The sequence below is a fragment of the Pseudonocardia sp. EV170527-09 genome (genome assembly GCF_008369905.1).
Classification (GTDB): Bacteria; Actinomycetota; Actinomycetes; order Mycobacteriales; family Pseudonocardiaceae; genus Pseudonocardia.
This window is the reverse complement of the sequence record NZ_VRMC01000105.1, coordinates 1-18871: the sequence shown is the minus strand read 5'-3', so window position 1 is coordinate 18871 and position 18871 is coordinate 1. Positions and strand designations below refer to the sequence as shown.

13 protein-coding genes and 3 pseudogenes are annotated in these 18871 nt (G+C 68.8%); 1 reads left to right on the top strand and 15 read right to left on the bottom strand.

Annotated elements, in window-relative coordinates; genetic code table 11:
* Nucleotides 1–7 precede the first annotated feature (7 nt).
* The 12 genes and pseudogenes from FVA95_RS24320 to FVA95_RS31000 all read right to left on the bottom strand — a co-directional run bounded on the left by FVA95_RS24320 (nt 8) and on the right by FVA95_RS31000 (nt 15461).
* A complete protein-coding gene (locus tag FVA95_RS24320) occupies nt 8–301 on the bottom strand; it encodes a transposase (RefSeq protein ID WP_161992396.1) in 294 nt (97 codons plus the stop codon).
* Nucleotides 302–404: 103 nt separating this feature from the next.
* A pseudogene (locus tag FVA95_RS24315) lies at nt 405–992 on the bottom strand (IS110 family transposase); the annotation flags it as partial.
* Nucleotides 993–1368: 376 nt separating this feature from the next.
* On the bottom strand, nt 1369–2598 hold the full coding sequence (locus FVA95_RS24305) for an amidohydrolase (protein ID WP_149666220.1): 1230 nt from the start codon (nt 2596–2598) through the stop codon (nt 1369–1371).
* Entirely contained in the window at nt 2595–3380 is a 786-nt protein-coding gene (locus FVA95_RS24300) for a TetR/AcrR family transcriptional regulator (protein WP_161992419.1), read from the bottom strand. The genes FVA95_RS24305 and FVA95_RS24300 overlap by 4 nt, the downstream gene beginning before the upstream one ends.
* A complete protein-coding gene (locus tag FVA95_RS24295) occupies nt 3380–5311 on the bottom strand; it encodes a hypothetical protein (RefSeq protein WP_149666218.1) in 1932 nt (643 codons plus the stop codon). Before FVA95_RS24295 ends, FVA95_RS24300 begins: the two co-directional genes overlap by 1 nt.
* Nucleotides 5301–6437, bottom strand: a complete 1137-nt coding sequence (locus tag FVA95_RS24290) for a cytochrome P450 (protein WP_149666217.1) — start codon at nt 6435–6437, stop codon at nt 5301–5303. Before FVA95_RS24290 ends, FVA95_RS24295 begins: the two co-directional genes overlap by 11 nt.
* Nucleotides 6438–6448: 11 nt before the next feature.
* Nucleotides 6449–8341 carry a TOMM precursor leader peptide-binding protein gene (locus tag FVA95_RS24285; RefSeq protein WP_149666216.1) on the bottom strand — a complete coding sequence of 631 codons (1893 nt, stop codon included), beginning with the start codon at nt 8339–8341 and terminating at the stop codon, nt 6449–6451.
* Entirely contained in the window at nt 8338–9990 is a 1653-nt protein-coding gene (locus FVA95_RS24280) for a hypothetical protein (protein WP_149666215.1), read from the bottom strand. The genes FVA95_RS24285 and FVA95_RS24280 overlap by 4 nt, the downstream gene beginning before the upstream one ends.
* Entirely contained in the window at nt 9987–11351 is a 1365-nt protein-coding gene (locus FVA95_RS24275; protein WP_149666214.1) for a SagB family peptide dehydrogenase, read from the bottom strand. Before FVA95_RS24275 ends, FVA95_RS24280 begins: the two co-directional genes overlap by 4 nt.
* Complete coding sequence (locus tag FVA95_RS24270; protein ID WP_149666213.1) at nt 11348–12436, bottom strand: lantibiotic dehydratase C-terminal domain-containing protein; 1089 nt, start codon at nt 12434–12436, stop codon at nt 11348–11350. The genes FVA95_RS24275 and FVA95_RS24270 overlap by 4 nt, the downstream gene beginning before the upstream one ends.
* Nucleotides 12433–13320, bottom strand: a complete 888-nt coding sequence (locus tag FVA95_RS24265) for a lantibiotic dehydratase C-terminal domain-containing protein (RefSeq protein WP_161992418.1) — start codon at nt 13318–13320, stop codon at nt 12433–12435. Before FVA95_RS24265 ends, FVA95_RS24270 begins: the two co-directional genes overlap by 4 nt.
* Complete coding sequence (locus FVA95_RS31000; protein ID WP_161992417.1) at nt 13317–15461, bottom strand: hypothetical protein; 2145 nt, start codon at nt 15459–15461, stop codon at nt 13317–13319. Before FVA95_RS31000 ends, FVA95_RS24265 begins: the two co-directional genes overlap by 4 nt.
* Before the next feature lie 1040 nt (nt 15462–16501).
* Between FVA95_RS31000 and FVA95_RS24260 the strand changes: the two genes are divergently transcribed.
* Nucleotides 16502–16789: a hypothetical protein gene (locus tag FVA95_RS24260; protein ID WP_149666211.1), complete on the top strand. Its 288-nt coding sequence runs from the start codon at nt 16502–16504 to the stop codon at nt 16787–16789.
* Nucleotides 16790–16865: 76 nt separating this feature from the next.
* Here FVA95_RS24260 and FVA95_RS24255 read toward each other — a convergent pair.
* The 3 genes and pseudogenes from FVA95_RS24255 to FVA95_RS34020 form a co-directional block, all read right to left on the bottom strand.
* Nucleotides 16866–17039: pseudogene (locus tag FVA95_RS24255) on the bottom strand (transposase family protein); the annotation flags it as partial.
* Between the two features lie 495 nt (nt 17040–17534).
* Entirely contained in the window at nt 17535–17894 is a 360-nt protein-coding gene (locus FVA95_RS33545; RefSeq protein WP_255474679.1) for an IS30 family transposase, read from the bottom strand.
* Nucleotides 17890–18498, bottom strand: a pseudogene (locus tag FVA95_RS34020) (IS30 family transposase); the annotation flags it as partial. The gene FVA95_RS33545 and the pseudogene FVA95_RS34020, both read right to left, overlap by 5 nt.
* Nucleotides 18499–18871 lie beyond the last annotated feature (373 nt).

Genomic DNA, 18871 nt, shown 5'->3' with positions numbered 1-18871 from the left:
GGGAAAACTACTTTGGGAGAACGTTCTCCCGGGCGAAATACGCGGCCGCCCGCTTGAGAATCTCGTTCTCCACCTCAAGGCGACGCTTCTCCTTACGGAGCCCGGTCAATTCGCGTTTCTCGGCGCTACTCAGCCGTGAATCGGAGCCGCCGGTGTCGTCGGCGGCGGCCTGGGCCATCCAGCTCCGCAAACACGACTCCGATATCGACAGTTCCTTCGCGATCGCAGACACCGGCTTGTCGCCAGCACGAGCAAGGTCCACGGCGCGGCGCCGGAACTCGGGCGGGTGAGGTGCAGGCACGAACAACATCCTCCCTGGTGGACCGGGTCCACCTCAGGTGACGTGTCCGGCGTCAGGGGTCAAGCTCAGAACGTGCCCGCATCGCCTGCGCGATGCCGTCGGGTCCGAGGTCTCGGAGAGCTTGCGGGGTCGGTGCGACGGTCAACAGGTCGAGCACGCCGCCGCGGTCCAGACGTGGCCCGAGCAGACGTTCCAGTGCCGGGTGGACGTGCAGCATCGCGTCGCGCAGTCGGTTGGTCAGCCGGGTGGATTGTCCGGCGAGGTCGTCGTCGTAGCCGGCAAGCACCGAGAGTTCGGCGAGGGTCTCGTCGTCGGTGCCGACCCGGCGCAGGGTGTGGGGCATCGTGCGGGCCGCTTCGGCGATGACGTGTGCGTCGCGGGCGTCGGTCTTGGCCTGGCCGGGGTGCAGGTCGGCGATGCGGCGCATCGCCAGTCCCGGCAGGTAGGCCACGGCGACGCCGAGTTCTCGGGCCACGGCGAGGGCGAGCGCGCCGATCGAGGCCGGTTGATCGACCACCACCAGCACCCGGCCGTGCTCGGCGAGCGCGGTGAACACGGTGCGCAGCGCGGTCTCGTCGTTGGGTAGCGCCTTGTCGTGCACCCGCTTGCCCGCCGTGTCGAGCGCGCACGCGTAGTGCTCGGACTTGCCCACATCCAGCCCGCAGAACACCGCGAACGGGACCGCCTGGATCTCGCCGGGTTCGGACACCCGTCGGCTCCCCTCATCGTCGTGGCAGGCCGACCTCGAGCACCCGCGCCGGCAGCCACGCCTGCGAGCAGACCGAGGTGCGGTCAGGTCTCTATCAGCGGTCGTTGGCGCCCTCCGGCCACGGCGACAACACCCCCCCCCAGATCATCCAACGACAGGGGCAACGAGTCAGTCATACCGCGACCGGCGGCCTGCAAGCCCACACCGGGCTTGATCAAAAAGGTAACGGGGGTGATCTGTGCGATCGGCACGTTGGTGCTGGCGGTTTTCTGGCTCACCGTTCCGGCGGAGATCGGGACCCCGGCGTGCGCCCAGGCGGCGAGCATCAACCCGGAGCAGTCGAACTCGTCGGGCCCCGTCAGGCTGGCAGCGCCGGTGGATTTGCTCGGTCGGCTGGCTCGCATAGGTCGCCAGCCAGTCCGGCGAGCAGTGCTTCACGCATCGCGGCGGTGGCGACGGCGAGGGTCGCCGGGTGGGGAAGGTACTCGTCGGTATGGCATGCGGGCCGCACGGGACCGAGTCGCCCGCCGGGTTCGCCGGATCCGACGAACCAGTACACAGCTGGGCAGCCGAAGGCCCGGATCAGGACACTAACATCATCCGAAGCGAACGCCGGCGGGACGGTGAGATGGCGCATGGCCAGCTGGCTCTCGTGCACTGCGGCCAGGCAATGCCGGAGCTGAGCCGTGTTCTCCACCCGGGGAACGTACGTGCCATGGGCCAGCTGGACGTCGCCGCCGAAAGCGAGCCCGGCGACAGCCGCCTCTGCCCGAACCAGTGTGTCGACGCGGCCAAGGATCATCTCCCGTACACCTTCTTCGAAGGTGCGGATATTGACGGTAAGGGTGACGCACGGTGCGCGTAGGCCAGGCGCGGACGGTGCCACTATCTCGGGCACGGACACCACGGCCTGCTCGAACGGGGGCACGTCACAACCTACCACGGTGTGCAGGCGCTGGGTGAGACTCGCGGCGAACAGCACCAAGTCGCAGCCGGAGTCCGGTGAGCCGGTATGTCCGCCCGGTGCACGCGCCGTAACGGTGAGCGTGTCCATGGCAGCGAGCGCCGTTCCGGGGGTGGAGACAAGCACCCCGGCCGGTGCCATGGCCGAGACGTGTTGGGCGAGTAGGAGGTCCGGGCGTGGCACGGCTTCGAGCAGGCTGTCCTCGGCCATCCTGGCAGCCCCGCTACCGAGTTCCTCCGCCGGCTGCAGGATCAGGACAATCCGCCCGGGAGGTAGATCCGGACGGGCCGCCACCTGTGCGGCCGCCCCGGCGAGCGCAACCAGATGCAGGTCATGTCCGCAGGCATGCATCACGCCGTCCACCTCACTGGCGTTGGCCGCGCCGGTGCGCTCCTGGAGCGGCAGGGCGTCCAGCTCCGCGCGCGCCGCGACCACCGGTCCGGGGCCACGGTCGAGTACCGCCGCCAAGCCCGTGCCACCGATCCCGCGTGTCACCGCGAAGCTCTCGCGGCTGAGCACCTCGGCGAGCAGTCTGGCGGTGCGGTGTTCCTGGAATCCGAGTTCGGGACTGCGGTGCAGGGATTTGTAGAGGGCTGGGGCCCAGTGCGGTAACCGCAGGGTCATCGCTCACCCGTCGTGCGCGGCCCGGCTGACGACCGGATCGGCGTCCCAGACCGCAGGGGTCGGGCGGAAAGCAGCGCCTCTATCATCCGGTCCTGATTATCCGGCGCCGGTGGGTTGACGGGTTCGAACGCCCGGCGCAGTACCGTCCCCAGCAGGCGGCTGGCGGCCTTGGTCTGCTCCAGGTCCTCTGCGTCTCCCGCGTGGGCGACGAATCCACTGAGGACGGCCTCGATGGACAATTGTCCCTCCTGGGAGCAAACTGCGTCGACGATCAGGTCGTTCTCCCGGAGTAACTCCAAATACGGTGGCCGTACCAGGACCGACGTGAGCGAGATGCCGAGGATGTCCGGGTTCACCCGAGCCGCCACGTGCGTACCCAGTACGCGCGCGTCGCGGGTGTTGTATGCCCGCAGCACCGGGTTCGCCATGACCAGGCGATACAGCACGCAGCTGGTGCCGTGCAGACCAGCGAGCCTGCGGTCTCGCGGCAGGTACGCGATGAACTGGTCGTGGACTCGGTCGAACTCCCGGACCAGCACGTCGTCGATGATGTCCTCTTTACTGTTCCAGTGCTTGTACACCGTTCCCTTGCCGATCCCTGCGTGCTCGGCAATGTCCTGGACGCTGATTTTCGGGTAGCCGATGCGCAGCACGAGATCGACTGTGGCGTCGAGGACCCGGGTGGAGCGGCTGCATCGGCCGCCTTGTGCATGCCCGGCGCGGAACAGACTGGTCGTCGTGTTACCGAGCGGCTGGACGGCGGCGTTCTGCTGATCAGGCATCAACATCGTGTGTCCCCCATGGATGTGGTGAGTTTCGCATCGTTGAACGCAGCCTCGGCGACGTCAACGGTGATGGTTCCGTCAGGGCCTGGGTGGCCGATGATTAGCTGGAACAGCGGGGCGAGCTGTTCGTTCCCGGTCACTGTGGCGAGCACGTCGGTGCGCAGGCTGTTGTGGATCCGTCCGGCGGCTCCGGCCGACGCCGCGCCGAGCAGGGCCCGATGCGCGATCTGTGCGGCCGCGGCGGTGATTTCGTGCAGTTGCTGCAGGCAAGCAGTGACCTCGGCGACCGGTGCCGCGACGATCACTGTTGCCGAGGCGCTGAGGTAGTCCGGGGCGAGCCAGCCCATCGCGTCTTGGCCTCGCTGGAGCTGCTCCGTCACTTCCCCGCCCGCCCGGAGCAGTACCGGCCCCTGCCTGGTGATTTGGTAGCCCCCGGGTTTCCAACAGCTGGCTGCGGCATCGAGGCAGGGCCGGTGGACGATCAGGAACGACCGGAGCCTGTCGTCCAGCGTCGCGGCCAGGGCGGCGGGCAGCGACCCCAGCAGGCCGGCCCGGTCGGCGCCCAGGGCATTGAACACCCGGTGCCCGGAGCGACGTTGTCGCACCCGCGCCAGGTGTCGCGCGAACGCCGACGGGTCCAGGGCCCGCTGCGGCGGGCCCAGCGTGATCCGGCCGACCGGTCGCTCGTCCGGCCCCAGGTCAAGCAACTCACCCCAGGGGCCGCTGCGGCCTCGCTCACCCAGTTCGGCGACTTCGTCGGCCGTTATGCCCGCGGCCTGGGCCGCATCGTCCAGCGCCGCCAGGGCCAGCCCGGCCTCCTGGAGGCAGAGCCAGGTCGCGTACTGGTGGTAGCGGTGGGAGACCTTGGTCTCACGCACCGTAAGGACCAGGGTGAACCGGGAGCCCAGTGCTGCGGGCGCGGGAACGGACACCGGGATCAGCCGCAGCTCCCCAGGCTCGATATACCAGGCGCCGGTGTTCGTCGCCAGGTAAAGCTCGACTGGATACAGCCCCCGCGCCGAGGCGAGCCCTCGGTGCGCCCAGCCGCCGAAGTGTGCGAGGTCACCCAACTCCCAGCGCAACGGAACGTGCACACATCGCAACAGGGCGTGCAGCCAAGCGGGCACACGTAGCCCGCCGCAGGCTTTGAGGGGGCGGATTGCTGCGGGCCGTTCAAACTTCTGCTCGCTCGCAGGTAGCAGTGAGGTCGGGTCAAGCAGGAGCGCGCGCAGCTGTTCCCGTGTCGGCCAGGAGGCGAGCAGTGGTGCGTCGGCGCTTGTGGCAGGGCCACAGCGGTCGAGGCCGGGCAGGGCTCGGGCGCTGGGCAAGGGGCGGGTGGGGCGGCCGAGGAACCGGGCCACAGCCTCCGCCGCGATTGCTGCGGCGGCCACGGCTCGCTCGGCTTCGCCGACCGGCTCAACGAGCCAGTCGGCCTCGGGCGGCAATGCCACTTCGGCCGTGCCGATCCGGACCTGGACGCCGGTCGCGGTGGACAGCGCGGTCTGTACCGACAGCTGCCGCAGACTCGTGTCCAGCAGCGGCAACCACTCCGACGGCGCGTGCGCTGTGGCCTTGGCGGCGAGTAATGCTGCGCATCGCGCATAGGGCGCGTCGCCGACAAGGTCGGCGACGGCGAGCAGTTGATCGGGGATGCCCTCGGGGCGGGCCGTGACTTCCCTGCGTAGCGCACCGCACCGCTCCAGGTAATCGAGACTGCGGATGACCAGCAGACGTCCGTGCTCTGGCACCCGGGCTAGGACTGAAGGTTCTGCGGTCCGGCCATCCAGCAGCGGAGCCAGGCGGTCCAGCAACTGATGCAGCCCGGCCGGACCGCGGTGGTGGCCTGTGTGGGTGGTCAGCAGTGTGCTTTCCCGTGCTGCGACTGCGTGTACTGAGCTGAGCAGCCGCGGGAACAGATCAGGAACCATGGGCCTGGCCTGCGAGCACAAGCCGCCGGATGGAGAGCGTTGGCAACGGGTGGAACTCCACGGGGGCGAGCACGGTCAGCCGGGCGAACCGGCGGACAACCGCGTCCACCACGGCGGCCGCTTCTATCTGGGCCAGTGGCCCGCCGAGGCAGTAGTGCACTCCGTGCCCGAAGGACAGGTGGCGGCGGGACGGCCGGTCCAGCAGGAATGGTTGCGGATCCGGGTTCAGCTGTGGGTCGTGGTTCGCGGACAAGATCCACGCCGAGACCAGCGCGCCTGCCGGGACAGCGACGCCGGACAGGGTGGTGTCCTGTGCCGCGATCCTGGTCACCTGGGCGAAGGCGGGCCGGGTACGCAGGGCCTCCGAAACGAGATCCTCAATCCGGTTGTCTGCGCGCACGCGGGAATCCAGCGTCGGCTGGACACACAGCTCGTGGACCGCTGCGGCGATCAGCGAGGTGGTGGTGACGTGCCCGGCCAGCAAGATCAGGCCGCTGAGCGAGGCGATCTCGTCGATCGTCGCCGGTGCGCCGTCCACCTCCGCAGTCGCCAAGCGCGACATCAGGTCCGATCCCGGCCGTGCCCGTTTCGTCGCCGCCACCTCGGCCAGGTACCGGTGCATGGCGTCCAGCTGCATGGCGTCGCCGCGGCTGAACCCGATCGACCACGTACGGAATCGGCCGTACTCCTCCTCGGGTAGCCCGAGGAACCGGGCGATGGCCCGGATCGGCAACGGATAGGCCAGATCACGGACGAGGTCAAACCGGGCAGGCGGGAGGCCCCGCACGAGATCCTCGCTGATCTCCTCGATCGTCGGGGCGAGGCCCTTGACCGAGGCGGGCGTAAACGCCTGGTTGACGATCCGCCGCATCCGGGTGTGGTCCGGCGGGTCCATCATGGTCAAATTGCCCCGCCCGAGCTGCGCGGTGGGTGGCATCAATCGGGTCCGGTCCGAGGAGAATAACCTACTGTCCGACAGCACGGTGCGCACGTCCTCGGCGCGAAATACGTGGTGCATGCCCGCGAGCTCGAGGACTGGCGTCTCACGCCGCGCGTCGGCGAGCCAACGCAGCAGCCTGGTCCACCCCGCGCCGTCGAGTCCCGTCAGGGCCGGGAATCCAACCATCGGGGCCGCCCTCAAGGGAACGGGTGAGGGTCGGGGTTCAGTTGGGCCCGGGTCAGGTCAGCGCCGCGCAGGCCGAGCCGTCTCGGCAGGTTCAGTAGACGTGGCAGCCCGTCGATCCGCCGGTTGCGGTAGCCGAAGGTCATCGGCACCGCCCCGGGGACAAGGACCTTGACACAGGTAAAGCCACCGGCCCGATGCTCGGGCGTGGTCTGGTCGACCACCAGCACCTCGCCGACGCGCTCGATTGCGGCCCGCAGGTCCACCGCGAGGTCATCACGGTCCGGGCGCAACCGGTCCGGCCCACCGACCTCGTCGATGCCGATGATCGGCCCGCCGAACAGGAAGTCGAGCCGGTGCGCGGCCTCCGGGTGTGCGTAGAGCGCCGAGTGATCCGGCATAGTGGTGACCTTGAAGGCATCGCGCACCATCTCCCCGGCCCGGTCTGCCTCGGACGGGTAGCGCCGAATCACGTCGCTGAGGATCGGACCGAGCTCGTTCAACGCATTCAGCAGGGCCCGCTCCGTATCCAGCCCGGCCCCTGCGGTACACAGCAATGCGGGGCCCTGCCGGTCTGGCTGCGCGGCCATCACCCAGACCGCCGGGATCCCGTAGTCCGTCGTGATGTCGAAGGCGTGGATGCGGTACTCGGTGCTTGAACTGATTGCGCCTGCCTGGAGGGGCACGATCGAGTTGTGGCAGGAATTCAGGTCGATTTCCGGTGGGGTGGTGCGGGTATACCACGTGCACAGGAATGCGTCCCGCTCGACGGTCTCCATGAGCCCGTGCAGCGTGGCCTCCTCCCAGGAAGAGCCGAGGGCGCAGCCGTTGGATACCTCGTAGTAGGAGACCGGATCGTCGCCGCGCAGCCGGTGGCAGTAGTAGTACCCTAGGGCCTCCGGCACCAGACGGGCGCTGCCGGTGGTAAACGAGTGCGCCCATACCCACCACAGCGGCCGGTCCGGGTCGAATCTGCGGTAAAGAAAGGTGGGATCGTCGTGGCTCTCGTCGGGGTGGTGGCCAAACACGTCGGGGTGCACGGCGTGCGGCGCGAGTTCACGCCAGGTGCCTCGTACGGAGGTCTGCACGCCCCCTGGGGCCACGCCACCGTAGCGCTCCAGGGCTTCGAGTATCGCGGTCAGCTCGCTGGTCCTGTAGTCGCGGCTGCGGCCGTAACCGGGCTCGGTCAGGTTATCGAAACGCAGCGGCATCGATGCGCTTGACATCACCAATCCGCCCTCCGCGCCGCGGTCGGTACGCCGGATCAGGCCGCTGAACGGGTCCACGTACAGCTCGCGGATGGTCTCGAACTCGGCCAGGACGTCCCGGGTCCGGGGCCCGAACGCCGTGATCTTCGGGGCGGGCCGCAGGACGCGCTGGGCACGGTCCGCCGAGTCCTCGGGCAGCACTCCGCAGTGCGGGCAGAAGGGGTCGGGCAAGAAACGGTGGCGGCGCGTTTCCAGGGTGGCGAGATCGACCACCGCCACCAGATGCGGCTCGTCTTGGCCGGCCGGAGCGTCAGCCACCAGCGCGGCGGCCGCGGCGGCCACCACCCCGGCGGCGAGTTCGTCGAGCAGCTGCGGTACGTCGCGCTCCAGCCGGGCGGCATGCACCTCGCGCAGCAGGGCGAGCCACGGCTTGCTCACATCGACCCGCTGACGACGCCGGTCGAGGCAGTGCGGACAGCCCGGGACGCTCGGCCGGGTCAGCGGCCCGACGATCACCTGGCCGACCTCGGTGTGCACACTCAGCCAAGGGCGGTTGTCCGGCCCGTGTGCCGGGAGATGCCAGGTGTCGCTCGCCCGTACCTCGACGCCCAGGTGCGCGAGTGCGCCGGCCAGGCTGCGCTCCAGTAGCCCAGGCTGCGCGGCCTGGTCACGGCCGGTGTTCGTCAGCGTCCCCGTCATCGATCCATTACCACCTTCACTGCTGATATTCCGAGCTGGACGATGCCAGCATCGTGGTCGAGGTCAGCCACGACCGCGTCTGGTGCGCGCAGCGCCACTGCGCGGCGCAGGTCCGCCAACGTGAGCGGGGCCCTGCTGGGCAGGGCAACTGCCTGGTTGGGCGCTGGCAGCGCCGGCGCCCAGGTCCGCGGCACGAGATCGGCGCGATCGTGCATCAGCACCTGGCCGGCAAGCACAGCCTGTTCCAGCGCACGGACCGCTGCGGTGGCGTGGCTGGTGCCGCAGGCGTAGGCGGTGCCGTGGCGGGTGGTCGCCGCCGCAGTCGGGACGGCGCTGTCCGGCAGTGCCCCGAGCCATGCCTCGCGATCGCTCACCCGTAACTGGCCGAACGCTTCGCGTACTTCGGTGGGAAGCCGCTCATCGTCGATAACGCGTACGAACGGGCCCGGCGCACGCGCCTCCCAGGATTCGAGGACGTCGAGCAGAGCCGTGGCGAACGCGTCGGCGCGCGTTTCGGCTGCGGCCGTGCCCAACGTCGGCGCGGCGCTCTCGTGGCAGCGCCGCGCCCAGACGACCGGGACCAGCGCTGGGCCGTCGTCGACGATGCGGCGCGCGGGCAGGAAGTAGCGTCCGGGGTCGGCTGCGATGCGGTCCGTCGCAGCGCGCAGCGCGCTGAGATCACGGGTGTCGCCGAGAACGCGCTTGCCGGCGGCATCGACCACCGCGCGCGGATCGAGGGTCGACTCGAGGTGCAGCGCCATGGCGGCGAGCACGGCCCGCCGCCGGGCCTGCCCGAAGTCCGAGCCGTCCGCCACGACCTCCAGTTCCAGCGGTCGGACAGCGGCCCGGCCGACGACCCGGGCCCGCGCCAGATGCCGGGGCACTTGGGGCAGGTCGTCCTCGCCGATCTCACGTACGACGCCGTGGACAGGGTCGATTGCCGCCATCACCCGCTCGTCGAACGGTTCGGTGGCGGGGTCGGGCGGCGCGGGCCGCCACGGGTGCGGCAGCGCCCGCCAAGAGGTGGTCTCCTCCCGGGTGACCCTGACGCCGCTCCAGGCGTCGCCGGAGCCGATGGCGGCGCGCCGGACCAACTGGGCAGCGGCCGTCCGGGCCACGGCCGGGGCGGGCCGCCCATCGGCAAGGTCACCGCACCGCAGGGCGGTCACCACATCCTCAAGCTCCTCGGCGCCTATCGGCCCGACGACCACTGCGGCGCGATCGGTGAACAGCACGACGCCCGCCTGGCCGGCTCCGGCTGCGGCTGCGGCCTGGACCTCATCGAACCAGTCCTCGTACAGCGGACCAGCGCCCAGCACGATGGCTGGCAGAGGCAGTGCGCTGCGCTCCACCGCGCGGACCAGATCCGCGCCCTCGCCCACGAAACTCACCTCACCAGGTTCGACGCACCGCTGTAGGACTCCGACGGACACCATCGCGTCCCGAACACGCCGGGCCTGCCGAGCATGCGCGCCGCCCATCTCGTCGGCCGCCTGCTCCACGTCCCGGCCCTGGTCGACCCAGGAGGACACGAGACGGATCCAGGCGGACAGCCCGGTTGACAGCTCCAACGGTCCGAACTCGGACAGCCCGTAGGTATGGCCCGCGTGGTCGATCGTGTAGACGTTTACCCGCCGGATCGTGCTCATCGGATGTGCTCCTCGTGCAGTCGGAAGCTGGACCCCACGATGAACTGGCCCACGCTGCACTCGACGAGCGGATCTCGGTCGGTGGCCTCGGTGAAGGCGACCGCGTCGTCCGTGCCCAGGGGGCAGCCAGCCAATCCCATGGCGCTGCACGTGCCGGCGAGCGCGTGGAAGAGCACCCCCGTGTTCTTCAACACCACCGCGTAACCCATTCCCTCGTACTTCCACATCACCCGGCCCACCCTTGCCGCCACAACCAACAGCACCTGCGGGACGGCGCCGCTGGTTGATCCCTGCGAGGCGACCCGCAGCATGCGGCGCACCGCGTAGTGGTCCACCGGCCGCACCAGCTCGAGTTCATGCCGATGCGCGTCGTAGTGGTACAGACCGCTTCCTAGGCCCGAGCACCGGGTGACCACCGGATACAACTCGAGTTCGTACACCGATCCGCCGGAAGGACGTGGAGAGCTCACGAACTCGACCCCGTCCTCTTCGTGCAGCCGCCGTACCCGCGCGGTCCGATACAGCAGTTCGCCGAGCTGGTCCACCGAGATCAGCGACTCGTCGTCATGCACCCGTTCGGACCGTCGACGCTCGATGACGTCGAGGTACGAGCCCTCGCTCAGCCGGCGGTCCGTTAAGTCCGGTACAGCGAGCCCGACGCGCGGTCCCGGGTAGGGCGGCGGGACGGCCGGCTCCGGCGCGAAGCCCGCCAGGCGGCCCCACCAGGTGCCGCCGAACCCGTCGCCGACGTACCCGCGATAGCCGAGGCGACTGCGGTCGTGGAACAGCAACTCGTGGGGTGCCCACTGGCGGTAACGCAGCTCCTGTGCCTGCTCGCCGTCCGAGTCGGCCAGGAAGCCGGTGGCGAGCAGCTGCTCGCGCAGAGCGACCGCAAGCCCGTCGGATGCGGCCGCCGAGTCGGTCGCCGGGGCGAACGCGTCGGCCAGCAGCTTCCGGCGATGAATCGTGATCTCGGCGCTGGCCAGGGGTGATTCCACAAGCAGGGCACCAGCCTCGGCCCGGATGACCGCGTACCGGGAGAGATCGAGCTGCCCACCGACAGCAGGCACCGGCCTGCGGGCACGCAGTGGCCGCACCACGAACGCGAGCCCGCAGTCGTCACTGAACTGCTCGTCAAGCCAGCCTTCGCGGCGCAGCTGCTCGGTGACCGGGTCGTTTGCGCCAGCCGGCTGTCCGGTGCCAGCCAGGGCCGCGATCACCTCGGTCGTCCGATGGCTGGCGGGCAGGCTGATGTGGTGCGGCCATGCCATGAGGTGGGTGTGCCCGTCCCGTTCGGCGCTGAACACGCCCGATCTCAGCCGTTCGGTCCGGTTTTCGGCCATGTCCTGCGCCCGGATCACCAGTCACCTTCCCCGGTGGTCGTCGGTTCTTCGCGTTCGTTCAGGGCCGTAGCCACCAGGTGGCACAGCCGGTACCGGCCGACTGGTCCCACACCCAACCGGGAGAGCTGGAGGTAGAGCAGATTGATCGCAAAACGGTAGAGTACGAACCAGTCGGAAGTGCACAGGTCTTCCCACCCGGTTGACCCGACCAGCGCGCGGTGGAAGGGGCTGCGCTCGGTCAGATCGGTGCTGAAACCGTCGGTCGTCGTGGGCAGGGCGAGTTCGTCCCGGTCTCGGTGCTGCGCCTGCTGTGCGGCGCGGACCACCGGGGTGATCGCCGCGAGCCAGTCCCGGGCGTACGCGGGCATGCCCGGGCCGTCCGCCACCGTGTGCAGCCGACGGCGCAGCACCGGTGCCGAGCGGCGGGCTGCGGCGTCCCAGACCGGGCGTACGTCCGCTGCGGCCTCCAGGTTCAGATACGCCTCAGCGTGCGACCGGAAGGACAGCGCAGCCGAGGCCAGTCCGTGCCGGCCGAACTGCTGTGCGGTCACCGCCATAAGGTCGGCGCAGGCTGGCCCGAGCCGCTGCGCCGGTGCCGCGCGCAGCAGCCGCAGTGCTGGCACCGTCGCCGCATAATGGAAGTCCTCCAGCAGCGCCTGCATGACCGGTTCCGCGGACCCTGTCCCGGTCGCCACACCGCCAGCCGTCCAGGTGAGTGAGTTGTCCGCCAGCCAGTCCTGGCGCAGCTCGACCCCGGAACGGTCGGCGATGTGCTGGGCTTGGTCCCGGACCTCCGCGAGCGTCACGGTCCGAGTGGACGGGCTGGAACGCAGCACCTCCTGCAGGCGCTGGTCGATCTGCGACCGCACCGTGACTGTGGCTTCGGCTGGGCCGCGCACACCCAGGCGTAGGTGCGGTCCCCGCTGCCACTCCCGGGTGAGGCGGAACCGGCAGCCGGCCGCCGCCGTCAGCTGAGCACACTCCCACAGCGGCCCCAGGAGCAGGGTGTTCCACCGGTCCTCTGCGTGGTAGACGAACATCCCCTGCCAGTCGGCCACTTCACGGCCGGTCAGCGTCTCCGTCTGATCCTGCGTCCCCGTCACGCATCCGCCTTCGTGTCAGCAAGCAGAGCTTGCGCGAGTGATGCGCGTAACGTCAATTCCGCGGGCATGGTGACTCCGATTCGGTTGGCAAAGAGGTGGATGCAGATGTCCAGCGTCGCGATTGGGTCCCGGGCTCCGGTGACCTCGAACGACACACCGCCGAACCCAAGGGTCGACGGCCGGTAGTCGTCCCCCGAGGTGCGCAGCACGGCCTCGAGCTGTTCGAGTGACCGGCTGAAGCGCACGACCGGCATGGGGGGCCGCTCCAACAAGGACGTCACCCGGGCCAGGTCTAGCCGCACGGCAGCCGGGCTGCCGGCCGCTTGGACGCATTGGGCCCAGTCGAGGCCAGACCGGCTCCCGCGCGCCGCGAGGAAACCGACCAGAATCAGCACGACCAACGAGAGTCGGGTCGCGGCTGCGGGATTCGCGGCAAGCACGTCCAGACCGATCCGGGTGCTGTCGTCGAAGTGCTCCTCGCACGCCGCCAAGGCCGTGCCGTAGCCGTATCGTTGGTGCTCTGGGGAATAGGCGGCCCGTACGACCGAGCCGTCCGAGACCAGTTCGGCAGCCGAGGCAATGTCGCCAATCCGGTTACGCAGCAGCGCGTACTCCTCGGCGCACATGGTCCGCTCGGACGGGTGTTCCCGGCACCAGCGCCGCAGTTCGGCTGGTACCCGGGACCCCAGCGCCGCCTGGGCCGCCGGCGACGTCGCGCGCAGACGCAGACGCACGTGCGGGCCCCCGTCCCAGTAACGCAGAATGAACGCCCGGTCGGCGAGCCCGTCGTCACGCACGGCCCGGATCAGCGGCGCGATTGACTCGGTCAGTAGCCGATCCTGACCCTGGTGTCGGTGCACGTGCCAAGATATCCAGGTGGTCACCGGTGCACACCCACCTCGACCGCGTACTCGGTCACGTGTCCCGCCCCGGCCAGCGGATCGGGCAGACACTCTTCGACGATCGCGTAGTCGGCCTGCCTGAGCATCTTCTCGGCGTCTGCGAACAGCAGCGGACTGGTGAGGTCGACGAACACCGGTTTGCGTGCCTTGCCCTGGCCCCTGCGGTGGTCGGCGGAACTCCACGCCCGAAGGTAGAAGCGGCTGCCCAGGCCGTGCACTGTGAGCCACTGGTGCCAGGCACGAAGCGATGCGCGCGGATCGCTCCCGCCCGGGAACTCCTCCCGGCTCAGCAGCTGGCGTACTCGCTGCAGCACCGTTTCCCCGAGCGTCACGCGCGGAGTGGCTGACTGCCCCGACCCGCCGCGCCCGGGTGTCGTAGGAGTGAAGGCCGCGATGCTCGGATGAATTAGATAAGCGCTGCCAAAGACCTGCTCGAGCAGCCTGACGAACGGCGGCAGCGCGAGGTCCGCCGCCATGCCCAGGTGCACCGGGCGCACTTCCCGGCCGTCCTCGTCCCGGAGTGCGGGCAGACCGCGTACCCCGGGCACGACGCGCACCGACGCCATCGGCAGGCGCTGCCCGTGTGGTCGTCCGGTCGTGGCGCCGGGGTACTGTAACTCCCGTGGTGTCGTGGCAGCCCTTAAGTTTAGCGTCGACCCGATCAGCCCGCCGATCTCCACGATGTCATCGTCGACGGTGGTGACCAGGTCTGCGACGGGGATGCCTGCCTGCGCCGCGATACGGCCCCGGCCCCGGCCGTGCCCGCCGTGGACGGCGTTCACCACCCGGCGGATCCTCGGCTCGGCGGTCTCCTGCAGGTAGAAGGTGGCCGACCGGTTCGGGTGTACGAAGGGGAAGTCGTCCAGCAACCGACGTACGTCGTCCACGGCGAGCGGGCCCTTCGCCGCTAGACTCAACACGTCGCCGGTAAGCTCGGACAGCGCCCGGCCGAGCTCCCGGACCGTGCTTGAAGCGCAGGCCGCCAGGTTGGCGCCCCACGGCGGCGCTGTCGGGCCGATGATCCGGCCAAGGTCGTCATCAGCGGCGAGGCGCGCCCGCGCGAGGCTGTCCAGAGCGACGGTCAGCGGCACGTCGTAGTCCGCGCCGAACCGCCCGGCTAGGTGCTCGGCCGCCGCGAGCTTCACGGGGAACTTCACGTCCTGCAGCGCCAGCAGTCGTCGAGCGCAGTCGAGTTCGTCGAGCGCCGGGCCCTCCGGGCGGGCGGGCAGTTCGTGCGGCCAGGCGGCAGCGACCGACATCTCGTGCACCTTGACCGGCGGCAGCTCGACCCCGAGGTAGCGGGCCACCTGCCCGACGGCGGCCTGTGCACCGGTCGCATCCGCGTCGTGCAGCGCCGCGTCCAGTGCGGCGAGCCCGGCGGACAGGCCTGCCGGGCCACGCTCGCCGGCGATCGCAGCCCACTGGGCCCAGGGGCGGGGGTGGTGGTCCGCGACGGGGAGACAGTGTTCGATCAACCCGGCAGCCAGGAGCTTGCCCACGAACCCAGCCCCCCCGACCCCCCGTGCCGTCAGAGCCGCCTCGGTGCTCCCCGGGACCAGGGCATCCAGCAGCTCGTCGATCGCTCGGTGCGCCGCGACCCGCACCGTCTGCTCCCACTGCCCGGCCCGGATGAACAGCCAGCCGCCCTCGACCCGCACCAGGCTCGGGTTGACCCGCACCTCAAGCTCGGCGGCGTCCGACAACCTGGCGTTCAGTGCCCGAGTCAACGCGCCGGTGACCGCACTGTCCAGCTCGGCAAGCAGCCGCTCTCCGGTGACCTTGGCGCCGGTCCGGGACCAGCGGGCTGGGACTGTGACCATCCAGGAACTGAACGGGCTGGTCTTCGCGCCCGCCCGGGCTGCCATGCGGGTGAGCCGGAGGAGCCGCTTGCGCTGTGGCGCGCCGGTTTGCCCCGTAGCCCATCGGTGCGCGGTGTCGGCAAGGTCCCGACTGGTGGCACGGAGGCCGGTCTGGAACCGCCGATCGAGGCACAAACCGCGCAGATGCCGCACATCGTCGCGCTCGGCGGCCACCAGCGCGTCGTCAAGCTGCGCGTCCAGGTCGCGGACCCGTTTCCGCGCGGACGTCCAGGAGCCGAATGCGGCGGCAGCGCCCTCGGACATCAGAGGTATGGCCTCCTGCACGACCCGCCGTGCCGAGTCGCCCTGGCGCACACTTCGACGCGCGGCGATGAGCAAGGAGCGCTCGTCCGCAGCGTGCGCGCCGATGTCCTGAAACAAGGCCGCGTCGGCTTGTGCGGCTGAGTCAGCCAGTTCCCTGATCGCCCTCGTCAGCTCGGATAACAGTTGGTCAACGCCACAGTGGTGAAATCCCCTAAGGGAAGATCGACTCAATCCAGCGAAGCGAACGAGGACGACCTCGTCCGCCGCGGTCTTTTCGGAGAGACTCGAACAGTCATTAACGGGTTTCAACCTGCCACCCCCGTGGTACGCCCACCAATCGGGTTTCTGCGCCCCGATAGGTCCTGGCCAGCCGGTATCAGCTATCAGTTACGGAACGCAACGAGCATCGACGGGATACACTCCTGGAGATGACCCCCGCCTCTCGCCGAGGTGATCGGCGCCTGACTGTGAGTGTCCCTAATTCGAGTACCTGGTACTGCAACGACCCTCGACAGGGCGTTGCTCGACTCGCGGATCTGATGGACCACTGAACACCTAGTCGGAGAGTCCGAGTCCGAGTCGAACTGGATGGAATCGCCACTCGGCCGAACGGGCCCGACCCATCAGCGACCTGTAGAAGCACGCGAGTGCCGTTGCAGTACTAGAGGCTAGGGCCAGCAGTGCCGCTGTACGGCTCACCGCGTGACCCCAATCGAAGCTTGTGAAGCCTGCGATTTCCATGGCCGCGAGCCGCCAACCGTTCCCCGCCAGCGCCACGCAGCAGCGTTTTAATCATGCATTGAGCCTGCCAATCCTCCGCTATTCTTCAATTCTAGCCACCCAGGACCCACGAAGCCAGTCATACACCCCTTCGTCTATCCAATGTATTCGGGGATCGGTGCCTGGCGTGACCACCTAGCTGGCGTGACCACCTAGCAAGTTGTAGGCGGAATTAGTTGGTCGAGTAGCTGGTGGGTCTTGCCTCTTCGTTGATCGGTGTGGGTTGGCTGATCCAGAGGCCGCCAGGACCATGGGGTGCTGTGAACGAACCGCTCCGGATGGACGGCGTTGGCGAGTGCGGTGCGGTAGATCTGCTGGGTGGTTCCGAAGCCGATGCCGGAGTGCTGATGGTCGTGATTATGCCAGATGAAGAACTCGCCACAGAACTCGCGCGCGTGCTCGATCGGGTGGTGTCGCAACCGGTGCGAGATCTGCTCGGGCGACCCCGCAGGGCCCCGGCAAACCCGGGTTCCGCAGTTGATGGGCGGATCTGGACACACGCCGCGATATCGTCCCAGGTCAGCGAGTTGGAGTGGGTCCGGAAGTAGTGAGCCTTTTCCATCGTGGTTCTGCTGGTCAGCGGTAGTTTTCGATCTGGTTCAGTGAGCCCTTTCCAACCTGATCTCAGCCGGTCTGGATGAGCACGGTGATCGCCTGGACCAGTGCGGTGGCCCGGCTCGGGCAGGCCCGGATCCTACGGAGCACCTTCCAGGACTTCAGCTGGGCGTTCGCTCGTTCCCCGGGGCCACGCTGGCGGGCGTGAGCGGCGTTGATCTGCTTCTGGTTGTGCGAGAGTCGCCGCCACCGGCTACCCACGATCGACCGACGTTGACGCAGCGCGTCGGACAGACGTTGCAAGCAGCGGTTGGACACCTGCATCGACGACGGGTAGACAAGCACGGTGAAGCTCCTGGTCGGCGCGGGTCGATCTCAGCAATCACCCCGTCTACCAGGGGATTCACTCATCACGGTGACGCCACGCCGCGACGCCTCCGACCTCGTGATCGCCAGGTTGGAAAGGGCTCACTCGGACCACAGCTGATCCACGAGATATCACCGCTTGTGCAGACGGGCTTCGCGTGAATTCTACCTACCCTTTCTTCCCCTAGAGCTATGCGTGGGTCATCATTCAAAGAGCCACTGCTTCCCGCCGGATCTTGTCTTGCATTATCGAATATTACTCGATCCTCTTTCCGTCTCCATGAGATCGAGTTCGCCACGGATGGGAGAGTTCATGAGGAATACTGGTGCCGTTGTGGGTGTTTCACACAGCTCCGGCCGGGGGAGGCGAATTCAGGCGGTCGAAGCATCTGACTCGACGAGTTCGGCGAATATCTCGGAGGGCTTCTTCCAGTTGTGGATCTTACGAGGGCGGTCGTTGATGTCGCAAGCCACCATGGCCAGATATTTGGGGTCGGCGGTGATGTCTGCTCCTTTCGGGAAGTACTCGCGCAGGATGCGGTTGGCGTTCTCGTTGCTGCCGCGTTCCCATGGGGAGTGGGGGTGGGTGAAGTAGACCGGCATCGAGCCCTTGGTCACGGTGGTGTGGGCGGCCATCTCCGCACCGCAGTCCCAGGTCAGCGAGGCCCGCATGTGCTCGGGGAGCCCGGAGGTCGCGACGATGACCCCCGCGCCCGACGGTGAGTGAGTCACGTCCGTGCAGCGGGACCAGGACCAGGAACCGGGAGGTGCGCTCGACCAGCGTCGCGACCGCCGTCTTGCCGCCCTTGCCGATGACGAGATCCCCCTCCCAGTGCCCGGGCACCGCCCGTCCGGCGGCGGCGGGGCGCTCGTCGATGTAGGTCGGGTCGCTGATCCGCGGGGCCGGTGGCCGACGACGTCCACCGCGGCGGGCGGTGCGCCTGGTACGCAGCGCGATTAGCTCGCGGGCCAGGGTGGACACCGGGGTGGCGTAAATCCACTGGTAGATCGCCTCGTGAGACACCCGACAAGCCTCGTCGCCCGCGTAGTCGATCGGCAACCGGCCCGCGATCGAGGCCGGCGACCAGCCCCGCCGCAACAACCCGGCCACGACCTCACGCAGCCGCGGGCAGCGCTCCACAGCCATCCGCTTCGGGCGTCCCCGCGCCGCCTGCGCCTGCTCCTGGGCTGCCGCAGCTCGATAGCCGCAGGACCCACCGTGACGGCGGACCTCGCGCGAGATCACCGACGGATCACGCCCCACGATGAACGCGATCTCCTTGTAGGACAAGCGCTGTGCCAGGCCGCGGGAGACCTCCTCCCGATCCGACAACATCAACATCTCACGCACGGGACATCCTGTCCCGCCGAACCAACCAAGATCAAGTGCTACAACCGGCTGAACTCAGGCCCGACACGGTTCCTGGCTCAACATCGCCGAGATCGAACTCTCGACCCTGGCCCGCCAGTGCCCCGACCGACGCATCACCGACATCGACACCCTCAACACCGAACTCGCAGCCTGGCAACACGCCACCAACACCGACCACCGTCAGGTGAACTGGCAATTCACCACCACCGACGCCCGCATCAAGCTCCGCCACCTATACCCAAACAATTAAGTGCGACGGAGGGACTGCCCAGACTTCGGTTGACTCCTGACCTGTGAGGACGTCCTCCTCGCTGGAAGGATCGACACCGTGCCCAAG